Origin of the sequence: Vibrio kagoshimensis (assembly GCF_050337535.1) — a bacterium.
GTDB lineage: Bacteria > Pseudomonadota > Gammaproteobacteria > Enterobacterales > Vibrionaceae > Vibrio > Vibrio gallaecicus.
Genome location: NZ_JAKJSZ010000008.1, coordinates 129,881 through 153,210 on the forward strand (window position 1 = coordinate 129,881; position 23,330 = coordinate 153,210).

Genomic DNA, 23,330 nt, shown 5'->3' on the forward strand with positions numbered 1-23,330 from the left:
TGCACAGAGAGCCAAAGCATTGCTCTGGGAACACAAGCGTTACTCTGATATCGTAAGTCGCAGAAAATTTAAGGAATAAAAGCATGCAAAAATTGGGTAATGAACAGAGCCTGGCAGGGAAAAAAATACTGCTCGGTATTAGTGGTGGTATCGCAGCTTACAAATGTGCAGAGCTGACACGTCGTCTTATTGAACGCGGCGCTCAAGTGCAAGTCGTCATGACTCACGCAGCGAAAGAGTTTATTACCCCATTAACCATGCAAGCCGTTTCTGGCAGACCAGTATCAGACAGCTTACTTGATCCTGCTGCTGAAGCATCAATGGGGCATATCGAGTTAGCCAAGTGGGCGGATCTCGTTCTTCTCGCGCCTGCCACCGCGGATTTAATTGCGCGCATGGCTGCAGGTATGGGCAATGATTTATTAACCACATTAGTACTTGCCAGTGATGCGCCGATTGCCGTATCACCTGCAATGAATCAGCAAATGTACAGTCATCCAGCAACGCAAGAAAATATCCAGACTTTATCTCGCCGTGGGTGCCTGATTTGGGGACCAGCAGCAGGCGAACAGGCATGTGGTGATGTGGGCATGGGTCGTATGCTTGAGCCAATGCAACTGGTTGGTTTATGTGAAAGCTTTTTCCAACCAAAACTACTAGCCGGGCGTTCTGTCTTAATCACAGCAGGTCCGACTCGTGAAGCCATCGATCCAGTACGCTATATTACGAACCATAGTTCAGGAAAAATGGGCTATGCCATTGCTGATGCCGCGGCCAAATTAGGTGCACAAGTGACTTTAGTTAGCGGCCCTGTTGCTTTAAGCGCACCCAATGGCGTTCAGCGAATTGATGTTGAAAGCGCACAAGACATGTTTGATGCCACAACCAGTAATGCAAACTCACACGATATTTTCATCAGCTGTGCTGCTGTCGCAGATTACCGCCCCGATGTGATTGCTAAGCAAAAAATCAAGAAAACGGATGCAAATAATGACATGAGCATCCACATGGTGAAGAACCCAGATATCGTAGCAACCATTGCGGCAATGACAGAAAACCGCCCTTTCACCGTTGGCTTTGCCGCTGAAACTCAAGACGTTGAGCATTACGCTCGTGGGAAGTTACAAAAGAAAAATCTAGACATGATTTGCGCTAATGATGTGTCTGTTGAAGGGCAAGGTTTTAACAGTAGTGATAATGCTCTGTATTTATATTGGAAAGATACTGACAAATGGGAAGCGGGAGAAAAGTCCTTACCGTTAGACAGTAAACAAACGTTAGGCTTTAAAATTTTAGAACAAATTCAAAAACTCTCGTCCCTTTAGGTCTTTACGGCTACACATCACTCGATTCTGTTCCTAGTAAGTAGAAGCGGAATCGATTGATGTTTATAATCCCCCCTCTCAAACCTCATATCTAGCAAAGGAAGTAAATAGATGGCTGGTACTCGAAAATCAAACCGTCGTGAGGAAATCCTTCAAGCTCTAGCACATATGCTCGAATCAGCAGAAGGTGCTTCTCGCATTACAACGGCTAAGCTGGCTAAACAAGTTGGTGTATCAGAAGCTGCTCTCTATCGACACTTCCCAAGTAAAGCTCGCATGTTTGAAGGGTTAATCGAATTCATTGAAGAGGCATTAATGTCTCGCATTAATCGAATTCTTGATGAAGAAAAGGACACGTTAGAACGCATTAGACTTGTTCTACAACTCATTCTTGTCTTCTCTGAGCGTAACCCCGGCTTAACTCGAATTCTTTCTGGACATGCGCTTATGTTTGAAAATGAAAGACTGCGCGAGCGCATTAACCAATTATTCGAACGTATTGAAACTCAGCTAAGACAAATACTTCGAGAGAGAAAGATCCGCGAAGGCAAGGCATTCCCTGTTGATGAAAAAATTCTTGCAACACAACTGCTAGGTCAAGTAGAAGGCAGCTTAAACCGCTTTGTACGTTCAGACTTCAAATACCCGCCAACTGCAAACTTTGAAGAATACTGGGCACTGTTGAGTGCTCAAATCAAATAAAAATAGTGAGACTTATGACGAATAAAACAGCCGGACAGTACGTTATTACCAAGCCCACTTTTACCTTGTCTCTTCTACACCCAAAAAACTGGGGCGTTTGGCTTGGTTTCGGTTTGCTGGCTTTGGTCGTCAATGTGCTGCCCTACTCTGTTCTACTCTTCATAGGGCAAAAGCTCGGCAGCCTTGGGGCTAAATTCGGAAAGAAAAGAGTCGCAATCACGGCTCGAAATCTAGAACTGGCCTTTCCTGATAAATCCGAGGAAGAAGTTAGCACACTCGTTGCTGAAAACTTTAAGAACACTGGGCTTGCATTAATAGAAACTGGTATCGCTTGGTTCTGGCCAACATGGCGCTTGAAACGCATTCTAGTCGACAAAAACACACAAGCCCTACGAGATAATTGTGCAGAAGGAAAAGGCACACTACTTTGCTGTGTACATGCACTCAACTTGGAAATTACGGCTCGTGGGTTTGCTATCTTAGGTATTCCTGGGCTTGGGGTATATCGCCCGCACAATAACCCTGCTTATGAATTTATCCAATATCGTGGACGTACTCAGAATGGCAACCGACTGGTCCATCGTAAAGATGTGAAGCGGATGATTAAGATCCTACGTAAAAACGAGGTGCTTTTCTATCTGCCCGACCATGACTACGGTCGTAATAAATCTGTCTTTGTTCCATTTTTTGCCGTGCCTAATGCCTGTACCACCACAGGTACCAGTATTCTAGCTTACGTGAGTAAGTGCGCGCTTATACCGGGTTCTGGATTTAGAAACCCTGAAGGGAAGTATGAGCTTATCGCAGAAGAGTCCATTGAAGATAACTACCCACAAAAAGATGAAAAAGCCGCAGCGGCTTACATGAATCGCTACTTAGAAAAGACGATTTTAAGAGCTCCAGAACAATGGATGTGGATACACAAGCGTTATAAAACGATGGAAGATCCAAGCCAGCCAAAAGATACGCTCTACAAGTAAGAGCTTAATGGCTTTCAAGCATTAAACTACTCATAAATCAAAAATTCCGAAAATCAAAAGGGGCTGATAGATAACTATCAGCCCCTTTTCGTATCAACTACACTAATATTCACTAGAACGGTTTTGCTTATGAACGATTAGTTTCTCACTTATCAATAGCTAATAATTGATAAGCTAAATGCCATATTCAGCACGGTACGCTTTAACCGCTTCAAGGTTAGCTGCATCTGTACCTTTCTCTTCAAGGAAAGTCACAAGGTCAGTCAGACTAACAATTGAAATGATAGCGCAGCCAAAGTCACGTTCCACTTCCTGAATTGCAGACAGCTCACCTTTACCTTTCTCTTGGCGGTCAATCGCAACAAGAACACCAGCCAAATCAGCACCGTTAGCTTGGATAATTTCCATAGACTCACGAATTGCAGTACCAGCAGTAATAACGTCATCCACCAGCATGATACGACCTTTAAGCTCGCTACCGACTAGGTTGCCACCTTCACCGTGGTTTTTTGCTTCTTTACGGTTAAAGCAGTAAGGCGTGTCTACATCGTGGTGATCAGCCAAAGCAACAGCAGTCGTTGTCGCAATTGGGATGCCTTTGTATGCAGGACCAAACAGTACATCGAATTCAATACCTGAATCTGCCAATGCTGCCGCGTAGAAACGACCTAGACGCGCTAAATCACGACCTGTATTAAACAATCCAGCATTGAAGAAGTAAGGGCTCTTACGCCCAGACTTTAAAGTAAACTCACCAAACTTAAGTACTTCTTTTTCTAGTGCAAATTCAATAAATTCACGTTGATATGCTTTCATGTTCTTCCTCTACGTTTATTCAATAAAACTTAACTTACGTTCTGCATTACCCTTTCGGGTTTACAGACAAAAAAATAGCCCCTTATGAAAGGAGCTATTAAAAATGATTAGTCGGCCAACGCGGCTTTCTGAGCGACGACGATATCGGCAATGCCCTTATTTGCCAGGGCTAAAAGCTGCATCAGCTCTTCGTGGCTAAACGGTTCGCCTTCTGCGGTGCCTTGAATCTCAATCATCTTACCGTCTTCCGTCATTACAACGTTCATGTCGGTATCTGCTGCTGAATCTTCTACATACTCTAAATCACACAAAGCTTCTTGCTTAACAATGCCCACTGAAACAGCCGCAACATGGCCTTTCATTGGGTTTTTCTTAAGCTTACCTTTTTCGATTAGGCTTTGAATCGCATCCGCTAAAGCAACGCTTGCACCAGAAATAGAAGCAGTACGAGTGCCGCCATCCGCTTGGATAACATCACAATCAACAGTGATCATTATTTCACCCATCGCTTTTAAATCGACAACAGCGCGTAGGCTACGAGCGATCAAGCGTTGGATTTCCATAGTACGACCGCCTTGCTTACCGCTCGCCGCTTCACGACGGTTACGAGTGTGCGTTGCACGTGGCAGCATGCCGTATTCAGCCGTTACCCAGCCTTTACCTTGACCTTTCAGCCAGCGAGGAACATTTTCTTCCACAGAGGCATTACATAAAACTTTGGTATTACCAAACTCTACTAATACAGAACCTTCAGCATAAGCTGTGTAGTTACGAGTAATTTTAATTGGACGAATTTGATCTACAGCGCGGTCATTTGGACGCATTAGCATCTACCTTGTTATCTATGTAAAGAATGGGGGTGAGACGGATTTTATTGGGGCAGGATTATATAGGAAAAGAACCTCTGTGGCGAGTAGGCATCAACAGCCTCACCTTCGTTTTCCTCACTAGTTTATGTGCTACTATTGCCGCGCGTTATTTTCAGAATGATAAAAGACAGGAAAATTCGATGATTTATAGTATGACGGCTTACGCACGTAAAGAAGTGAAAGGCGATTGGGGCAGCGCAGTATGGGAAATCCGTAGTGTGAACCAGCGTTACCTAGAAACTTACTTCCGTATGCCAGAACAATTCCGTGGTCTAGAGCCAATTTTACGTGAGCGTTTCCGTAAACGCCTAGCGCGCGGAAAAGTAGAATGTAATCTACGTTTTGAAGCAAACCCTGCTGCGAAAGGTGAACTAAGCATTAATGAAGGTTTGGCTCAGCAAGTAATCAATGCCGCTAACCAAGTGATGTCGATGACTGGTGAAGAAAGCCGCCTAAACCCGTTCCAAATCATGAACTGGTCTGGCGTAATGGAAACACCAGAGCAAAACATGGATGCGATTAACAAAGATTTATTGAATGCATTTAACGATGCAATTGGTGAGTTTATTGATGCTCGTGGTCGTGAAGGCGACAACATGAAAGTTCTGATTGAGCAACGTTTAGAAGCAATTACTGAAGAAGTCGTGAAAGTACGAGCTCGTATGCCTGAAATTCTAGAATGGCAACGTGAACGTCTGATCAATAAGTTTGAAGAAGCTAAAGTAGAACTTGAAGGTTCTCGCGTAGAACAAGAGCTTATCTTATTGGCTCAAAAGTCAGATGTTGCGGAAGAGCTTGATCGCTTAGACTCTCACGTAAAAGAAGCGAATGCAGTGCTTAAGAAAGGCGGCGCATGTGGCCGTAAACTTGATTTCATGATGCAAGAGTTCAACCGTGAATCTAACACGCTAGCATCTAAGTCTATCAGCACGGATATCACAGCATCAGGTGTTGAACTGAAAGTACTTATCGAACAGATGCGTGAACAAATTCAGAATATTGAGTAATCACTAACTCATTTATTCCAATTAAATAAAAAGCCTCTGAATTTCAGAGGCTTTTTTATTCAAGCTATTCTAGAACTAAACAAACTTCGATCTAATTAATCGAGATCCAGTAAGCATAGTTCTAATTAACTTAGCGTTAAAGAATGATTCCGCCTGCAGATGGCGTGTCATCTTTTTTCTTAACGGGTGCTGCTTTAGGTTTTGCTGCTGATTTTTTTGGTCGAGGAGCATAAGTAGACTTTCTCGCTATACTCTTCGTTTTAATCGCACTGGCATCCCCTTTCACTACAGTAACGTACGCTAGTTTAGGTAAAACCTTCGTCACTTTTACTGTTCCCACTTTGACTTCATCACGACCAAGACTTTCTTTAGTCACAGGATCAACAAACTTTTCACCTAGGCTAAATACATCATAGTACTGACCTTTCTTAACCGTCGAACCACCCGAGTTAAGCACCATTGAACCATTATCACCAACAAGCAAAACTAAAGGGTAGATATTGTCTTTCAATTGGGTAAACACTTTCTTCGAAGCAATATCGACAAGTAAGCTTAAGTTATTTCGGCTTGAAGTGGTTGGGATCGTCGCTGACCATTTAACTTGGTTATTGACGACATCCACAATGCGAAACTCAACTAACACTTTAGAACTGTAGTAAGTCTTCACATCTTTGATGTTCTCACCTGTTAATTCAACTGTGCGAGAATTATCCACAACACGCTTATGCGTCTTAGCCGTCAGTACCTTGCCCGTAACAACGTATTGAAGCGCTGGATCTTTCTGGTTACTTAAGACTTTAAACTTACGGTCTTGAACAAGAAATTCTTGTACTTTTTTACCGATAGTCGAGCCTTTAGGTCCTGAAAATTGCCCTACAGCAATAGTACGACGGTTAGAGTTAAGGTCTTTTATCTTATCTCTTGGGTCAACTTTCACGCTCACTTCAAGCTTCACATTACAGAAGTCATTTAAGCACTGTTCATTTAAGATTCGGTACTTAACGTTTCCTTTTGCGGTCGTATGAATACCATCAATCATCGCCTCTTTCGCTTCGCTTTTATCTCCATTTGAAGAATAAGTCGTAGTCGAAATTCGAGAGCTATCGATGGAAACGCCAGACACTTGTTCTACAGCTCGACGTAACCCGACATCAATCGCTTGATCTAACGTTTCGCCTTGCCCAGTAGTCACTACTTTTTCGTAACTCGCAGCCTGCACAGAAGATGCACCGAATAGAAATGCACTAATTAATAAAAGCTTTTTTATCATTTAGAAATCCGCCGCATCAAACGTATCTTCAGATTCAGCAGAATGTCGAGAACCCACCACCTCTTCTTGTACTGCTTGATCTAGCTGTGCTTCGCTCTTACCACTGGCTAAGTTCTTCGCATTCGTCACTTTCTTTGGATGCCATACCAGTACAGAACCGACCATTTCATGACCCGTTACTGGGTGCTTACGACGCCAGTCATATTCAACACTCACACCTGTCATATTTCGCATTGAGGACTGCATTGAGGCACGTTTTTCCATGCTTTCATACATTGACTGCGTTAAGCCTGAAGAAGTAGAACGAACAGAGTCGATAATCAGTTCAAATTTCTCACTTTCACTTTCTTGTGCTTCAACTGACGTAGAGCTTTTTAGATCACCGTTAAGATTGTACGCACGAGTCAAATTTGCCCACGCATTATTAGTCGCAAACTCTTTCGCTACTTTGCGCTCAATTTTTTTCTTAGTCGAAGACTTAGAGTAAGTCACTCCCGACTGGCCATAAGCAACAATAAGAGGGTAACCTTCAGAATCGTACAAAACGTCGGTTCCTGCTTTTAGGTATAAAGAGTCTTTCTTAGATGAAAACATCTGTTGTAATGATGAAAATTGAGTATTCGCTTTCTCAGGTTGAGGAGCAACTTCACCATGCGATTCGATCATCGCTTTAATTTCGTCACGTTTAGTCGCAGACAAAATCATTACTACACCAATGGTTCCGTGACCAGATTCAGTGATTTCTTCGTACTGCTTAACCACGACCATGCCAGACAGATCACCGTAAGAAGTACGGACAGTTTGCTCAACTACAGATTCTTTGTATAAGTCACGCTTCATTGCAGGAGGAGCAGCGTTAAACTGCTTAGGGTCAATGCCCATTTCTTTTAATTCACTGTCGAGCTTGCCATCGATAACAGCGATAACTTTATCGAGGAAGCCTTCCATTTGTGAATCAGTTTTAAAGTCATCAACCGTTGGGATCGGTAGACCACTCATACTATTCATAGAATAAATAACATTGTTCGCAGGGCTCGTATTTAACGTCGACAAATAAGAGATTCGAGCATCTAAAACTGCTTTTTCTAAAGCCCTTTCTCGATACTTCGACCAACGAGGATCGCTACTACTAACACTCAATTCAGCCGTACCTGAATATACAAAGACTTTATGGGCTTTGCCTGATTTTTCTAAGCTACTTTTCACTTTAGTGATATAGCGATCGAGCTTACCTTCAACAACATCTAGGGTATCAACGTCTTCTTCTGCTTGAACGACATCTTTATCAGATTGCTCGCCTAAGACTTCTGCCGGTACTTCTACCGTTGTTGTTGTATCAACTAATTCTTCTGCCGCTGTCGTATCAACCGATTCTTCTGCCAAAACAGCAGGAGCGCTTGCGCCTGTCAGCATCATCGCTAATAGAAGTTTATTAAATTTCATAGGTCACCTAACTTTCTTAATAATAATGGATAGCCGAAGCTATCCATTTTTTATGTTTTACTAATCAATCACTCTACTACCAGCTTACGCTAGAGCCATCAGCAACTTTGCCGACAACGCGTTCGCCTTCCCAATATGCCAGACCATTTTCTACATTAGTCATTGATAGCTGGAAGTAGTATTCGATACGTGTGTCGTCATTATCTAACGATGTATTACGTTGTAGGATTTTGCCTGACAGGCTGAAGTCTGGTGCAAACACTTGGTCATCACCCTTCACTGTCGACTGCTTAACCATTTTTGAATCTTTTAGCTCACGCATCTTCTTAGTTGCATCGTCTTCGCCGAATGCAGTCGTTACTAAAAACTTACCTGATTGAAGTAAGTTAACGCGCAGACCTTTTGTTAGTTGGTCTGTGTCTAAACGCTGCATCGTATCGTTTTCGATATCATTTACGTAAACGATGTAACGACCGCCTTCATCAGCTTGAGGGTGCGTCATTAATTTACTTGCGACGATCTCTTCTGCCATTTCATTCGCTGCTTTTGAGAAGTCAGCGTAAGACAGAGCTGCAACTACATTCGTTTGAGTGTCTGATGCATCGATATACGCTGTTTTTGTCGCACAACCAGTAAGTGTTAGAGCTGCAACTGCGGCTGCAAGTGCCAATTTTTTCATGATATGTCCTTAGATATTAACTACTTTGATTGTCGGCTCAATTACCGGAGAAATCGCTTTTACATAAATGATGTGTTTGCTTGAATCTGCATCAAGTTCAACAGGAATCGTGAATGCCCCTGCTTTAATTTCAACTGTGTTATTTTTTGCATCGATACGTGTTGCTTGATACTCGCTTGGTAATGCCGAGAATGAACGAATATCAGCACCCGTTGTTAACATTTGCACAATTGCAAATGCATCACCCAGCAATGCGTTTTCGTCTTTCACTTGTTTTTGAGCGATAGTTTTCAACGTTACACGAGTAATTTCACGGGCAAGGATGTATGGGAAATCTTGGTCGAATTCAGCACCAATGATCTTATCCATATCTGCGATAGTTTCAGTGTCGTTGCCTTCGATAGTGATGTTATTTAGCGCTTTACCGCGTTCTTTTAGACGTGGAATGGCAATACCAGTGTATGAAACATTGTCAGAAAGGATGAAGACAGGGAGGTCGATTCGCTTTTCTTCACGTACTGTCGATTGACCATTTTCAAAGATAACCCAAACTTTATTAGCAAGTTTGTCTTGGTTATTTGAACGAGCCATCGAACGAGCAAGCTCATAATCGGCTTTCGCCGCTTTTGAATCGGTTAGTGAGTAAACACGCTTGAAAGAATCAGCTGCCTTCTGGAAATCAGATTTGCTCTTACCAGTAAGAAGAAGGTTTAGACCGTAAGAATAAGTAGTAAAAGGGTTTACATAGCCTTCATAAGGTTTCCACTGACCTTGCTCGATACCAGCATCTGCTAGAATCTTTTTAGTTTCTTCAGATTCCATAGATTGCTTAACAAGCGCACCAGATTCACCCGCCTCTTCTTTGATTTCAGCTCGGCGTTCTTTAATCACATCAGCGAAGTGCTGAGCTGCGCGGCGTTGGCGCTCTTCAGCACGGTTTAATTCAACGCGAGCGTTTTGGTAATCATTTTGGGAAATGAAGTTCCAAGCTTTAATGGTGTTAGACATTACGCCATCGTAATGAGCTTGTTCATAAGCAAGCATCGCATCATTACCCAGCATAGAGCCAACCAGCTCAGCGCCTTCTACCACTGCGCTTTCAGTATCTTCGCTCTTCATCATATTTTCTGTAGAATCTAATAACTTAGTGGATAAGTCATACTGCCCTACATAGTTTAATGTGGCGCCAGCTTGAAGCGTCCATAGAAGATCATCGGTTTCACCAGACTCTTCATCATAACCTGCATGATCAAGAGCCACTTCAGCAGCTCCATTATAATCACCGGTATTGAGCTTATTGTTAAAGCTCTCAAAATCATCTTTTTGCATCATTGACGTACAGCCTGAAAGCATAACCATGCTCACCAAGCCACTGACAAGTTTTAATTTCATAGCACAACCACTTATTTTTTATAATTAAATTTTTGGTCGTGAATATACTCGAATTATAAAACCATTCACACTGCCACTTGGTTGGTATTTGACCTGTTGCATTAATATATAAATATTTCTTTTGATTTTGTGGAGTTATTCATCAGGCTGCTTGGTTTTTCTATCAACATATGGCCAATAATGATGACCGACTCGAATTAATAAGGTTGCTGCCGCTAAGATAAAGGCTGCGACAGAAAGCCAAACTACTAGCACCGCATCCAACTCTTTCATGCCTAATGTGATGTACCTAGCTATCGCCATCATTGCAATATAAATAGGGTAGCGAACAGGGATCTTACCGTTCATCACAAATTGCTGGACCATCGCTAATACTTCAAGGTAAATGAACATCAGCAATATATCGGTAAGCTGGACTCTCTTTTCTACAAAAACATGTACAAATTCATCTACCATCGCAACCAAAGTTGCTAGCGTAATTGCAACCAGCAATACCGCTTCAAGCATATGGAAAATTTTGAGAAATGGTTTACTAAACGAAGGGGGAAGATGAGAAGGCATAATCACTATTCATAATTTATGAGCTAAAGAAATCAGTTTATCACGCCCTTTTGCATATTCACTCGATGTAATAAAAAATGATTCATTTAACTTACCAATGCTTTGATAAAAAAGCCATGTGACAAACCCCTCAGTAAAAACCGCAGATTAAACACACGTATACGATTGCCTTATCAATAACAATAAAACAATCAACAAAACAATCACTTACACATTAAACCGTGATTCATATTGTAATAAAGATCCCATGTTTCTGTAACAATTCCCCTCCAACATAAACCGCATTTAAACCATATTTAAATTTGAGGTAAACATGAAAAATTCGGGGAAAATACTACTCTCGGCAGCGATAGCAATGGCACTAGTGGGCTGTAGTGATTCAGATGATGATTTTGTCAGCATCGACTTACGCTTGATGGAAACAACCGACTTGCACGGTAACATGATGCCGTATAACTATTTCAGTGACAGTGACAAACAAAGCTATGGATTTGCTCGTACTGCTCCGGTTATCCGCGCTGTTCGTGAAGAAGCTAAAAATAGCATGTTGTTTGATAATGGTGACCTTATTCAAGGCAGCCCAATGGCTGACTATATGGCGAGCTTAGGTGAAGACAACTTGCAGTCAAACCTTCACTCCGTTTATAAAGCCATGAATTTACTCAATTATGATGCGGCTAATATTGGTAACCATGAATTTAACTACGGTTTGGATTATTTGAAAGCGGCGATTCAAGGGGCAGACTTCCCTTATGTTGTGTCGAATGTATTTAAATATGACGACACTCTACTTTCAAGCAGCGATTTTTCGAGCCAATCATGTGAGCCTCGTATCAATGAAGAATTCCTATCTCAAGCTGAAAATGCTTTTACTCCTTATCTCATTCTAGAACGTAACTTTGAAGGCAGTGATGGCAAGATGCACCCGGTGAAGGTCGGTGTCATTGGATTCACACCACCAAACATCATGAGCTGGGATAAAACCAATTTAGAGTGTCAGGTTGTCGTTTCAGATATTAAAACCACCGCCGAATTCTATGTTAGTAAAATGAAGGCTGAAGGCGCTGACATCATCGTCGCGATTCCACATTCAGGCCTTTCTGGTAGTGATGCTGATGTACCATTTATCGATAATGCAACATGGGGGCTTGCCAATATTGATGGTATTGATGCCATTATGTTTGGTCATGACCACAACAACTTCCCAACCACAACAGACACATACGATGGCATGGAAGGTGTTGATGCCGAAAATGGTAAGATTTTTAATAAACCGGCAGTCATGCCAGGCTACTGGGGAAATAATGTCGGTATTATTGACCTGAAATTGGAGTCGACTAACTCTGGGGGGACTTGGAGCGTCAATTATGGTCAAAGTACCGCTGAATTGCGTGGCTTATATGAAGACACAGAAATCATGGCTCAAGATGTGGTTGATGCAGTGGCAGATGACCACCAAGGTACCATCGACTACATGCAAACCCCTATCCTAAAAATTGACCAAAAGATTAATAGTTTCTTCTCAGCAATCGAACCTGATCTATCTGTACAAATCGTCAATGAAGCCCAATACAACTGGGGTATGACGGTGACTCAAGATGGCACTGTTCAGATGGAAGATGGCGCTATCTTATTGTCAGTATCTGCACCTTTCAAAGGTGGTCGTGGTGGCGCTGAAGATTATACCAACATTGATGGTAGCGAATTAACCAACGCCAGCGTTGCTGACCTTTATGTATTTGATAACAACACGCCAGCAATTCTTAAATTGACCGCTGCTGATGTTAAAGAATGGCTAGAAACTATTGCATCACAACAATACCAAACGGTTAGTTCTGGTGGTGATTACCTTCTGCACCAAATGTTCCGCAGCTACAATTTAGATGTGTTCTATGGCGGTTGGAAAGCAGATGGCAATTCGAACAGCTTAAATTACACAATTGATGTCGGCACCCCACCTCGTTACTACGTAAATGCTAATGGTGAGTTAATCAACGACGCTGACGATAAGCCACAACTTAATCCGAATGGTGATTACCGCCGTATCAGTGACATTACTTACAACGGTGTGGTCCTTGAAGACTCGCAAGTTCTTTATGTCGTAACCAATAACTACCGAGCTTCAAACAATTGGATTCCTGGCGTAGATCAAGCTGAAGTTGTTCATGAAGATGGAGCATTTTCAAACCGAGAGTTAGTTGATCAATACCTAAAAGGTATCGCTTCTGAAAGTGCAGAAGAAGTGCCGCTACACCGTTTTGACAATGCTGAGAACTTCTCATTAACGGGATTAACATCAGGCACAGCCGTGAAGTTCTTATCTTCTCCAAGCGGAGAAACATTTGCTGGTGAGGTCCCATCTGTATCATTCACATCAGAAACGGGTAATGTCGGTGATAACACTGGATTCAGTGTGTATACCTATACCTTTCAATAAGAGCACGTTTAATTAACACGAGCTAAAAACCGTAAAAACAAAAATGGCTTTACCTAACGTAAAGCCATTTTTTTATACTTGCGAAGTATGTAAATTAAAGCAGCACTAAATATGCCAAGAAAATTACCGAAAGTGCATAAATTAATGGGTGAACTTCTTTACCTTTGCCTGCAACAATCATTGTGAATGAATAGCTGATAAAGCCCATCGCCATACCATTTGCAGGAGAGAAGCTCAGAACAGTAAACATAATGGTAAAGAATGCCGCAATGCGTGACTCTTTCTTTTCCCAATTAATCTGACCTAAGCGACCGACCATGTAGATGCCTACCACTACCATCGCTGGCGCAACCATCGCCGCCGAGAAGATGGAAAACAGTGGGTATAAAAACAATGACACTAAGAACAAACCAGCCACTACAACCGCCGCTAGACCTGTTTTTGCACCTTGAGAAGAAGCAATACCAGATTCAGAGAACGCAGTAATTGAAGTGGTACCTAAAACAGAACCAATCACAGTACCACCAGCATCTGCTACAAGGGCTGATTTAGCGTTAGGCACTTTACCATCTTTATCAATAATCCCTGCATCACGACCTACACCAACAATCGTGCTTAACCCATCAAAGAAATCGACAATCAAGAAGATCATCACGACAAACAGCAAATCAAACATTTTCTCTGCAGTGAAGTGAGAGAAATCAAAAATCGCCCCAAACGTACCCGACATACTTGGCGGCATAGATACGAATTGCTCAGGAATAGGAGCGTTAGATGTACCCATGAAAACGTCAGCAAGAATGGTCAAAACGATTGCAGAAATGAAAGAGATAAAAGTCGCTAATTTAATGTCACGAACCATGCAGCCCAAAGCAATAAAAATACTGATGTAAGCGATAATGACCGTTGGATCTGAGATGTCGCCTAAACCCACTAAAACAAATGGATTTGAAACGATAATACCGGCGTTTTTTAAACCTAAAAACGCAATGAACAAACCGAGGGAAACGGTAATCGCCAACTTCAAGTCTTCGGGAATCGACTCAATCATCGACTTACGAATATTGGTCATCGAAAAAGCCAAGTACAAAAGACCAGACAAGAAAATCCCAAAAAGCGCTTCATTCCATAATAAAGCCACAGAGCCGCTGAGTAACATCCCTTTGAAAAAACCATTCATACTCATGCCTGGCGCAAGCATTACTGGGTAATTTCCCCAAATACCCATAATCAAAGTTGCGATAGCAGCAGACAAAGCTGTAGCCGTAAATACCGCGCCTTTATCCATTCCAGGAATCCCTCCCAGAATTGCAGGGTTAACCGCAAGAATGTAGCTCATCGCCAAAAAAGTAATAAAACCCGCATACAGCTCAGTGCTGATATTGGTTTTTCTTTCTGAGATTTTAAACAGTGCATCAAGCGAACCAGAAGACTTCTGGGCTTTGAGGGTTGATTCAGTACTCACAGCGAAACCTTTGCAATTAATTAATAAATTTGAAGATTGAAATGCTGTGCGAAATAGACGTACTTCTACACTAAAAACTGTAGTCACCAAGATAGGCTTGGTAGTAGAAACATCTAATCCATTTCATTAGATATATACAGCATTTAATCGTTTGCGCGGATTGTAAGGTTTTCGTTTAAAAGTTCAACGTCTTTATATCTAGATCACATTAAAATAGTTAAATTACATTTTATTGCACAACGGTTTTACCCTTTACGATCATAAGGAAGATCTTTTGAAAGCAAATAACGATCAAGATGATTGTTCTCAAGGATCGAAATATGCTACTCTTCGCCTCCATTTTTCTGACCTAATTTTCATCAATTCGCATTTATTATTGCTTAGTGTTGATGAGGCAGAACTATCTTTTTGTGCTGGCTTGTCAGCCTGCATTCAATCCAACAACAGTGGAAACATACAGATGGGCAAAGGTACTCTTTACATCGTATCTGCACCTAGCGGCGCAGGTAAATCGAGCTTGATCTCAGCAATGCTAGAAACCAATCCTACCTACGCAATGAAAGTGTCTGTTTCGCACACCACTCGTGGCATGCGCCCAGGTGAAGAAAATGGTGTTCACTACCACTTTGTAGAAAAGCATCACTTCGAAGACCTAATCAAGAAAGATGAATTTCTTGAGTACGCTGAAGTATTCGGCAACTACTACGGCACTTCACGAGTATGGATTGAAGAGAATCTAGAGCGAGGCATTGATGTCTTCCTAGATATCGATTGGCAAGGCGCACGTCAAATCCGCGAAAAAATGCCTTTAGCGAAGAGTGTGTTCATTCTTCCGCCATCAAATGGTGAGCTAGAGCGTCGTTTAAATGTTCGCGGTCAAGATAGCGAAGAAGTTATTGCGAAACGCATGAGTGAAGCGAAATCAGAGATCTCTCATTATAATGAGTATGATTATGTGATCGTAAATGATGATTTTGATGCTGCCTTAATGGACTTCAGAGCTATCATCCGTGCGGAACGCTTAAAAGAAGATAAGCAAGCGGCAAAATACAGCGGCATGCTTACTGCACTACTAGCGGAATAATCTAGAAGCACTAGATTTTCCATTGAGATAAGTATACGGTGAGCTAGAAAGTCTCTAGTTAAACTTGTATACTTTCTCGTCATCAAAAATTTATTAGTTAATTACTATTTGGAGTCCTCATGGCACGCGTAACTGTTCAAGACGCTGTTGAAAAAGTTGGCAACCGTTTCGACCTAGTTCTTATTGCGGCTCGCCGCGCACGTCAAATGCAAACTGGCGGTAAAGATTCACTAGTGCCTGAAGAAAACGATAAGCCTACGGTTATCGCTCTTCGCGAAATCGAAGACGGTCTTATCACTAAAGACGTACTAGACGCTCGTGAGCGTCAAGAGCAACAAGAGCAAGAAGCGGCTGAACTTGCAGCAGTTAGCAGCATCGCTCACACTCGTTAGCTCATATTCGTCGCTAATAGCGTCATTCGAACTAATTAACCTTCCGGGCCTTTAATTTGTATCTATTCGATAGCCTCAAAGACGTTGCCCAAGAATACCTAACAGAGCCTCAAATTGAGGCTCTGCGTCAATCTTATGTGGTAGCGAGAAACGCCCATGAAGGGCAAACCCGTTCAACGGGTGAACCATACATTATCCATCCTGTTGCTGTTTCAAGAATCCTGGCAGAAATGCGTCTGGATATCGAAACCCTGCAAGCCGCCCTACTCCACGATGTAATTGAAGATACTGAAGTTACAAAAGAAGAGTTAGAAGCTCAATTTGGCAATACAGTTGCTGAATTAGTGGATGGTGTATCTAAGCTGGATAAGCTTAAATTTCGTGATCGCAAAGAAGCGCAAGCAGAGAACTTCCGTAAGATGGTTCTCGCCATGGTGCAAGACATCCGCGTTATCTTGATCAAATTAGCTGACCGAACTCATAACATGCGTACGCTTGGGGCACTTCGTCCTGATAAAAAGCGCCGTATTGCACGTGAAACTCTCGAAATCTATTCTCCTCTCGCACACCGCCTTGGTATTCATAATATCAAGACCGAGCTTGAAGAATTAGGTTTTGAAGCGCTCTACCCTAACCGCTATCGCGTTCTTAAAAACGTAGTGAAAGCGGCGCGTGGTAATCGTAAAGAGATGATTCAACGTATCCATAGTGAGATTGAAGGTCGCCTTGAAGAAGTCGGCTTACCTGCTCGCGTACTTGGTCGTGAAAAGAATCTGTTCTCCATCTATAACAAGATGAAAACGAAAGAGCAGCGTTTCCACACTATTATGGATATCTACGCTTTCCGCGTTGTAGTTGATACCCCAGATACTTGTTACCGCGCACTTGGTCAGGCTCACAGCTTGTACAAGCCACGCCCTGGCCGCATGAAAGATTACATCGCGGTACCAAAAGCCAACGGCTACCAATCTCTGCATACCTCAATGATCGGCCCTCACGGGGTGCCTGTTGAAGTTCAGATCCGTACTGAAGATATGGATCAAATGGCTGATAAAGGTGTCGCGGCGCACTGGTCTTACAAAGGTAATGGCTCACGTAGCAGCAATGGGACTACCGCACAGGTTAAAGCACAGCGTTGGATGCAGAGCTTACTTGAGTTGCAACAAAGCGCAGGTAACTCATTCGAATTCATCGAGAATGTTAAGTCTGATCTCTTCCCTGATGAGATTTTCGTCTTCACGCCAAAAGGTCGCATCGTTGAACTTCCAGCAGGTGCAACAGCGGTCGATTTTGCTTACGCGGTGCATACTGACGTCGGTAACATGTGTGTAGGTGCTCGTGTAGACATGAACCCTTACCCACTAAGTAAATCGCTTAAGAATGGTCAAACGATTGAGATCATCAGTGCTCCGGGCGCACGTCCGAATGCAGCATGGCTCAACTACGTGGTGACATCACGTGCGCGCACTAAGATCCGTCAGGTTCTGAAAACAATGCGCCGTGAAGAGTCGATCACGCTTGGTCGTCGATTACTTAACCATGCGTTAGGTGAACTATCGATTAGCGATATCGCTCAAGAGAACATTGAGCATGTGCTGTCTGACCTTCGTCTCGACAATCTCGAAGACTTGCTTGCATCGATTGGTCTCGGTGAACTAATGAGCATCGTGATTGCGCGCCGCCTATTAGGTGATGCGGACGAACTGACTGAAGTCGCGAATACTAATGGTACGACGAAGAAGAAACTTCCTATTCGTGGTGCAGAAGGGTTACTGCTCACTTTTGCTAATTGTTGTCACCCAATTCCTGGCGATCACATCATTGCGCATGTCTCTCCGGGTCGTGGCTTGGTTGTTCACCGTGAAACTTGTCCAAACGTACGTGGTTACCAAAAAGAACCAGATAAGTACATGGCGGTAGAATGGTCTGAGGATTATGATCAGGAGTTCACAGCAGAGCTTCAGATCGATCTTCAAAATCACCAAGGTGCATTAGCTGAATTGACGAACGTCATTTCTAAAACAGGCTCCAACATTCACGGTATTTCCACGGAAGAACGTGACGGCCGCTTGTATACCGTGACAATACTGCTAACGACTAAAGATCGAGTTCACTTAGCGAGCATTATGAAAAAGCTGCGTGTGATGCCACATGCGCTAAAAGTAAGACGCCGTAAAAACTAAGTGATACGAGAATAGCAAGTAAGGCTGAGCTTAATTTAGCTTAGCCTTGCTTAGCTACGAAGCATTTAAAATCTCCTTAAAGTGACAAACTTTAAGGAGATTTTTTGTATCGGCTTATCGACCAAACATTCAACTTCATCCTTTACCCTCTCCCCTAAAATTCTGCCTGTACAAAAATCCAGTAAAATGATTGAATAGCTTGTCACTCTTATGTTTGCGAGCCATGTATGTCACAACTTTTATCTGCCATCCCTCTCACGTCCTTATCTGGTGTTGGAGCGAAAGTCGCTGAAAAACTCGAAAAAGTTGGGCTCAATAATGTACAAGATTTACTTTTCCACCTTCCATTACGTTATGAAGACCGCACTCGTATTTACCCAATAGCTAAACTTCACGCCGGTTTATGGGCAGCTGTGCAAGGAAAAGTCATGAGCGTAGACACGACTTTTGGTAAGCGTAAAATGCTGACCGTAAAGATCAGTGACGGAAATGGCACTGTTACTCTGCGCTTTTTCAACTTTACAGCTGGGATAAAAAATAACTTCTCTGAAGGTAAACAAGTTTACGCTTACGGGGAGATAAAACGGGGTGGTATGGGGCTAGAAATAGTACACCCTGATTACAAGTTTTTCGCCCCAAGGCAGCAGCCTGATATCGAACAAAACCTAACGCCTGTTTATCCAACAACAGAAGGATTAAGGCAGGTCACTCTACGTAACCTAACCGATCAAGCATTAGCATTACTCGATAAAGCCGCGGTTAAAGAATTACTTCCTGCAGGTTTATACGACCATCAAATCACGCTTGGTCAAGCTCTGCATACTATACACAGACCACCGCCTTCGATAGATATTGAAGCCTTTGATGAAGGCAAACACCCAGCTCAACTGCGCCTGATCATGGAAGAATTACTCGCACAAAATTTATCTATGCTTTCTGTGCGCAGTAAAGGTCAGCAGGATAACGCCTTACCTCTCACCGAAGTAAACAAACTAAAAACTCAGCTACTTGCCCAATTGCCGTTTTCTCCAACTAATGCGCAGAATCGAGTAGTGAAAGAAATCGAAGCGGACTTAGAAAAATCACACCCTATGATGCGCCTAGTTCAGGGTGATGTGGGGTCAGGTAAAACATTAGTCGCCGCTTTGGCTGCCGTAAGAGCTTTAGAGCACGGGCAGCAAGTCGCGCTAATGGCACCGACAGAGTTACTGGCTGAGCAGCATGCTATTAACTTCGCTAACTGGTTTGAGAGCATGGGCATTCAAGTTGGTTGGTTAGCCGGAAAATTAAAAGGCAAAGCAAGGGAAAAAGAGCTCGCTAGCATTGCCAGTGGTGAAGCAAAAATGGTGGTTGGAACTCATGCTTTATTTCAAGAACATGTGGAGTTTAATAACCTCGCACTGGTCATTATTGATGAACAGCACCGTTTTGGCGTTCACCAGCGTTTAGAGTTACGAGAGAAAGGGGCAAAGCAAGGTTATTACCCACATCAACTGGTAATGACAGCCACTCCAATCCCAAGAACTTTAGCCATGACGGCTTACGCTGATTTAGAAACGTCAATTATTGATGAACTTCCACCGGGAAGAACGCCAATTCAGACGGTCGCGCTGCCTGACACTAAGCGTGATGATATTGTCCAACGAGTAAGAAACGCCTGCCTCAATGAAGGTAAACAAGCATATTGGGTGTGTACCTTAATTGATGAATCAGAAGCTCTAGAAGCCCAAGCTGCCGCTGACACGGCAGAAGAGTTACAACGCACACTGCCAGACGTTAAAATAGGTTTAGTGCATGGGCGAATGAAACCAGCCGAAAAGCAAGCCGTGATGCAAGAGTTCAAAGAGAACAAGCTTCACTTACTGGTAGCAACCACCGTAATTGAAGTTGGGGTTGATGTACCCAACTCCAGCCTGATGATCATCGAAAACCCGGAGAGGCTTGGTTTAGCACAATTACACCAATTACGAGGCCGTGTCGGTCGTGGTTCAGTTGCGAGCCACTGTGTACTCTTGTACCACTCACCTTTGTCTAAAACCGCTCAGAAACGTCTAGGGGTTTTACGAGAAAGTAATGATGGGTTTGTCATTGCGCAGAAAGATCTTGAGATTAGAGGGCCAGGTGAGTTACTTGGAACAAAGCAAACAGGGTTAGCCGACTTTAAAATTGCAGATTTAATGCGAGACCAGCGTTTAATCCCAGAAGTTCAACGAATTGCTCGTCATATTCATGATCAATACCCAGACAATGCATTGGCTATTATTGATCGCTGGTTAGGCGAGCGAGACGTTTACTCTAAGGCCTAACTCTTATTAAACCCGCTAGGTTCGTTTTAACCCAACTCAATTCGGCAGCTGATAATCAGTAAATATCAAAAACGGGCTCTATTTTATAGCCCGTTTTATTATTTTAGAAATTATACCTAACTGATTATAATTTAAGACTTATATGTCGGAAAACTGATCTGCGCTTTTAAGCCACCTTGGCTACGATTATTCACCACAACGGCTCCTTGGTGTTGGCTAACAATCCTTTTTACGATTGCTAAACCTAACCCTGTACCCTCACTACCTCGTGCGGTATCACCTCGGGTAAAGGGTTCAAACAATTTACTTATTTGGTCTTGTTCAATACCAGGACCATTATCTTCAACCGTCACCCACACTAGTTTGTTATCTGCGGTCATACCCGTTGAGATCTTGACCCAACCATTACCATAGCGGAGTGAATTAACCACCAAGTTACTTACCGCTCGCTTAATCGCAATCGGGTTACCTAAAGCCGCTTTCATTGACTCAGCAATATCCGTTTCTATCTGAACTTCATACCCACCTTCAGAGCTTGCTACTTCACGAGCGATATCATCAAGGAATACATTGGTGAACGACTCGGTATTCACTGGCTTCAAATAGTCCATAAACTGGCTAATAATCTCATTACACTCTTCAGTATCACTGATGATCCCTTCCGCTAGATAAGCATCTTCCGGAGACATCATTTCTGTCGCTAAACGAATACGAGTTAATGGGGTTCTTAAATCATGGCTAATACCAGCCATTAGTAGCGCTCTGTCCTCTTCGAGCTCTTGTATTCCTTTGGACATACTATTGAATGCTCGAGTTACCGAACGAATTTCAGATGCACCTTTCTCAGATAATGGAGGTGGAATTTCACCCCGCCCAACACCTTTAGCCGCTTTTTCTAATGCAATCAAAGGTCGATTTTGTAAGCGTATAAACAACCAACCTCCTGCAATAATCAGCAACGCCATAATCAGGCTGTTTCTAAAGAGTGGTGCGAAATCTTCTTCTTGTAGTTCAGAGAGAGGAATACGAATCAGAGAATTGGGTAACGCATCAATATCCATCCACAATACGTAGCTTTCTGCACCTAAAATCAACCGGACTTCCGTTTGAGAACCCAACTCCTTGCTCATCTCCTCGCTCATTAGATCAATAGTCACTGCGTGAAAATATTCCTCTGAAATAGGACCATCTTTTGCATGAACCGTAACTCCTAATTGCTCTAATACACGACGCCTTAATGGGGCATCCATCTCTAAATCTTCCCCGCTACTTTCATCCAAAACTAAATTCAGCTCATGAGCTAAAATTTTGTTGAACTGCTGGAGACTCGGCATCAATGCGTAATTGAACACCGCGTAGTAAGAAAACACTTGGCTAGCGATTAATAGAGAAAGAAATAGAACAATAGATTGAGTGAAGGAACTACGGATACGCATAGGAAACCTTAGAAGAGCAGATAATGGAAAGCTGAGAGGCACAAGCCTCAATCATAATGTATAAACAACAAAAAGACCGAGAAACAAAAAGGCCATCGTAAATAAATACAATGGCCAGACATTTTACTTAAACCGCTTTTCCATCTGGAACAAAGACATAACCTAAACCCCAAACGGTTTGGATGTATCTAGGTTTGCTTGGATCTTCTTCAAGCATGCGTCTTAGGCGAGAAATTTGAACGTCAATCGAACGCTCCATCGCTGAATATTCACGACCACGAGCCATGTTCATCAACTTATCACGAGACATTGGCTCACGAGCATTCGTCACCAAAGATTTCAAAACAGCGAACTCACCAGACGTTAATGGCATTGGCTCTTCACCACGGAACATCTCACGAGTCCCTAGATTCAAACGGAATTCACCAAATTCAACTATTGATTCTTCAGTACTTGGTGCGCCTGGTGCTTCAATCACTTGGCGACGCATAACGGCTTTAATACGAGCCAGTAGCTCACGCGGGTTAAAAGGTTTTGGCAGATAGTCATCTGCACCTACTTCTAAACCAACAATACGATCGACTTCATCGCCTTTTGCCGTCAGCATTAGAATTGGCAACGTATTATTCGCATTACGTAAGCGGCGACAAATAGATAAACCATCTTCACCCGGTAGCATTAAATCCAGTACCATCAAATGGAAATTTTCACGAGTCAGTAGGCGGTCCATCTGCTCACTATTTGCCACGCTACGAACTTGAAAGCCCTGCTCCGACAAATAACGCTCAAGTAATGCACGCAAACGAGCATCATCATCGACCACTAAAATTTTATAGTTTTCTTGCATGTAATGATTCCACCTAATAAAAGCTTACGCCTGAAAATTTATGATTTGGGGTAAGGCATTAAAAATGTAACATTCTTAGCGCAAATGTCGCCCAAAGAATTGTTAACGTATGTTGCCTTTCTATATATTCTATCTT

19 protein-coding genes and 1 riboswitch are annotated in these 23,330 nt (G+C 42.7%); of the genes, 9 read left to right on the plus strand and 10 right to left on the minus strand.

What is annotated here, in order from left to right:
* Window positions 1–83 precede the first annotated feature (83 nt).
* From coaBC to lpxL, 3 genes are all read left to right on the plus strand, one after another.
* A complete protein-coding gene (coaBC, locus tag L4C37_RS09375) occupies window positions 84–1,325 on the plus strand; it encodes a bifunctional phosphopantothenoylcysteine decarboxylase/phosphopantothenate--cysteine ligase CoaBC (RefSeq protein ID WP_429768424.1) in 1,242 nt (413 codons plus the stop codon).
* A gap of 111 nt (window positions 1,326–1,436) precedes the next feature.
* Window positions 1,437–2,027, plus strand: coding sequence for a nucleoid occlusion factor SlmA (gene slmA, locus L4C37_RS09380; protein ID WP_137373994.1), 591 nt, complete (start codon window positions 1,437–1,439; stop codon window positions 2,025–2,027).
* A 14-nt stretch (window positions 2,028–2,041) separates the two neighbouring features.
* Complete coding sequence (lpxL, locus tag L4C37_RS09385) at window positions 2,042–3,007, plus strand: LpxL/LpxP family Kdo(2)-lipid IV(A) lauroyl/palmitoleoyl acyltransferase (protein WP_429768425.1); 966 nt, start codon at window positions 2,042–2,044, stop codon at window positions 3,005–3,007.
* A 174-nt stretch (window positions 3,008–3,181) separates the two neighbouring features.
* On the opposite strand, the gene pyrE is transcribed toward lpxL, so the two are convergent.
* Both pyrE and rph read right to left on the minus strand, forming a co-directional pair.
* The gene (pyrE, locus tag L4C37_RS09390) at window positions 3,182–3,823 is read right to left on the minus strand and encodes an orotate phosphoribosyltransferase (RefSeq protein WP_137373992.1); all 642 of its coding nucleotides are present in this window, start codon (window positions 3,821–3,823) and stop codon (window positions 3,182–3,184) included.
* 107 nt (window positions 3,824–3,930) lie between these two features.
* Window positions 3,931–4,647 (minus strand): ribonuclease PH, encoded by a 717-nt coding sequence (gene rph / locus L4C37_RS09395; RefSeq protein ID WP_137373991.1) that lies wholly within the window; start codon window positions 4,645–4,647, stop codon window positions 3,931–3,933.
* A 185-nt stretch (window positions 4,648–4,832) separates the two neighbouring features.
* Between rph and L4C37_RS09400 the strand changes: the two genes are divergently transcribed.
* Complete coding sequence (locus tag L4C37_RS09400; RefSeq protein ID WP_429768426.1) at window positions 4,833–5,699, plus strand: YicC/YloC family endoribonuclease; 867 nt, start codon at window positions 4,833–4,835, stop codon at window positions 5,697–5,699.
* Between the two features lie 136 nt (window positions 5,700–5,835).
* Here the strand turns inward: L4C37_RS09400 and L4C37_RS09405 are convergent, their stop codons facing one another.
* From L4C37_RS09405 to L4C37_RS09425, 5 genes are all read right to left on the minus strand, one after another.
* Complete coding sequence (locus tag L4C37_RS09405) at window positions 5,836–6,969, minus strand: hypothetical protein (protein ID WP_137373989.1); 1,134 nt, start codon at window positions 6,967–6,969, stop codon at window positions 5,836–5,838.
* Window positions 6,970–8,412, minus strand: coding sequence for a DUF6844 domain-containing protein (locus L4C37_RS09410; protein ID WP_429768427.1), 1,443 nt, complete (start codon window positions 8,410–8,412; stop codon window positions 6,970–6,972).
* Window positions 8,413–8,488: 76 nt separating this feature from the next.
* Complete coding sequence (gene lpoB, locus L4C37_RS09415; protein ID WP_137373987.1) at window positions 8,489–9,091, minus strand: penicillin-binding protein activator LpoB; 603 nt, start codon at window positions 9,089–9,091, stop codon at window positions 8,489–8,491.
* Between the two features lie 9 nt (window positions 9,092–9,100).
* Window positions 9,101–10,483, minus strand: coding sequence for a COG3014 family protein (locus tag L4C37_RS09420; RefSeq protein WP_429768428.1), 1,383 nt, complete (start codon window positions 10,481–10,483; stop codon window positions 9,101–9,103).
* A gap of 135 nt (window positions 10,484–10,618) precedes the next feature.
* The gene (locus tag L4C37_RS09425; protein WP_167494046.1) at window positions 10,619–11,044 is read right to left on the minus strand and encodes a phosphate-starvation-inducible protein PsiE; all 426 of its coding nucleotides are present in this window, start codon (window positions 11,042–11,044) and stop codon (window positions 10,619–10,621) included.
* 313 nt (window positions 11,045–11,357) lie between these two features.
* On the opposite strand from L4C37_RS09425, the gene L4C37_RS09430 reads away from it, so the two are divergent.
* Window positions 11,358–13,481, plus strand: coding sequence for a bifunctional 2',3'-cyclic-nucleotide 2'-phosphodiesterase/3'-nucleotidase (locus L4C37_RS09430; RefSeq protein ID WP_429768429.1), 2,124 nt, complete (start codon window positions 11,358–11,360; stop codon window positions 13,479–13,481).
* 94 nt (window positions 13,482–13,575) lie between these two features.
* Here the strand turns inward: L4C37_RS09430 and L4C37_RS09435 are convergent, their stop codons facing one another.
* Window positions 13,576–14,946: an NCS2 family permease gene (locus tag L4C37_RS09435; protein ID WP_273295550.1), complete on the minus strand. Its 1,371-nt coding sequence runs from the start codon at window positions 14,944–14,946 to the stop codon at window positions 13,576–13,578.
* A gap of 60 nt (window positions 14,947–15,006) precedes the next feature.
* Window positions 15,007–15,106: riboswitch (purine riboswitch) on the minus strand.
* A 300-nt stretch (window positions 15,107–15,406) separates the two neighbouring features.
* On the opposite strand from L4C37_RS09435, the gene gmk reads away from it, so the two are divergent.
* The 4 genes from gmk (at window position 15,407) to recG (ending at window position 20,911) form a co-directional block, all read left to right on the plus strand.
* Window positions 15,407–16,030, plus strand: coding sequence for a guanylate kinase (gene gmk, locus L4C37_RS09440; protein WP_137373983.1), 624 nt, complete (start codon window positions 15,407–15,409; stop codon window positions 16,028–16,030).
* A 119-nt stretch (window positions 16,031–16,149) separates the two neighbouring features.
* Entirely contained in the window at window positions 16,150–16,422 is a 273-nt protein-coding gene (rpoZ, locus tag L4C37_RS09445; protein ID WP_137373982.1) for a DNA-directed RNA polymerase subunit omega, read from the plus strand.
* 56 nt (window positions 16,423–16,478) lie between these two features.
* Window positions 16,479–18,605, plus strand: coding sequence for a bifunctional GTP diphosphokinase/guanosine-3',5'-bis pyrophosphate 3'-pyrophosphohydrolase (gene spoT, locus L4C37_RS09450; RefSeq protein ID WP_137373981.1), 2,127 nt, complete (start codon window positions 16,479–16,481; stop codon window positions 18,603–18,605).
* Between the two features lie 227 nt (window positions 18,606–18,832).
* Window positions 18,833–20,911, plus strand: coding sequence for an ATP-dependent DNA helicase RecG (recG, locus tag L4C37_RS09455; RefSeq protein ID WP_372265682.1), 2,079 nt, complete (start codon window positions 18,833–18,835; stop codon window positions 20,909–20,911).
* A 131-nt stretch (window positions 20,912–21,042) separates the two neighbouring features.
* On the opposite strand, the gene envZ is transcribed toward recG, so the two are convergent.
* Window positions 21,043–22,347: a two-component system sensor histidine kinase EnvZ gene (envZ, locus tag L4C37_RS09460; RefSeq protein ID WP_137373979.1), complete on the minus strand. Its 1,305-nt coding sequence runs from the start codon at window positions 22,345–22,347 to the stop codon at window positions 21,043–21,045.
* Between the two features lie 127 nt (window positions 22,348–22,474).
* On the minus strand, window positions 22,475–23,194 hold the full coding sequence (gene ompR / locus L4C37_RS09465; protein WP_137373978.1) for an osmolarity response regulator transcription factor OmpR: 720 nt from the start codon (window positions 23,192–23,194) through the stop codon (window positions 22,475–22,477).
* Between the last annotated feature and the right edge of the window lie 136 nt (window positions 23,195–23,330).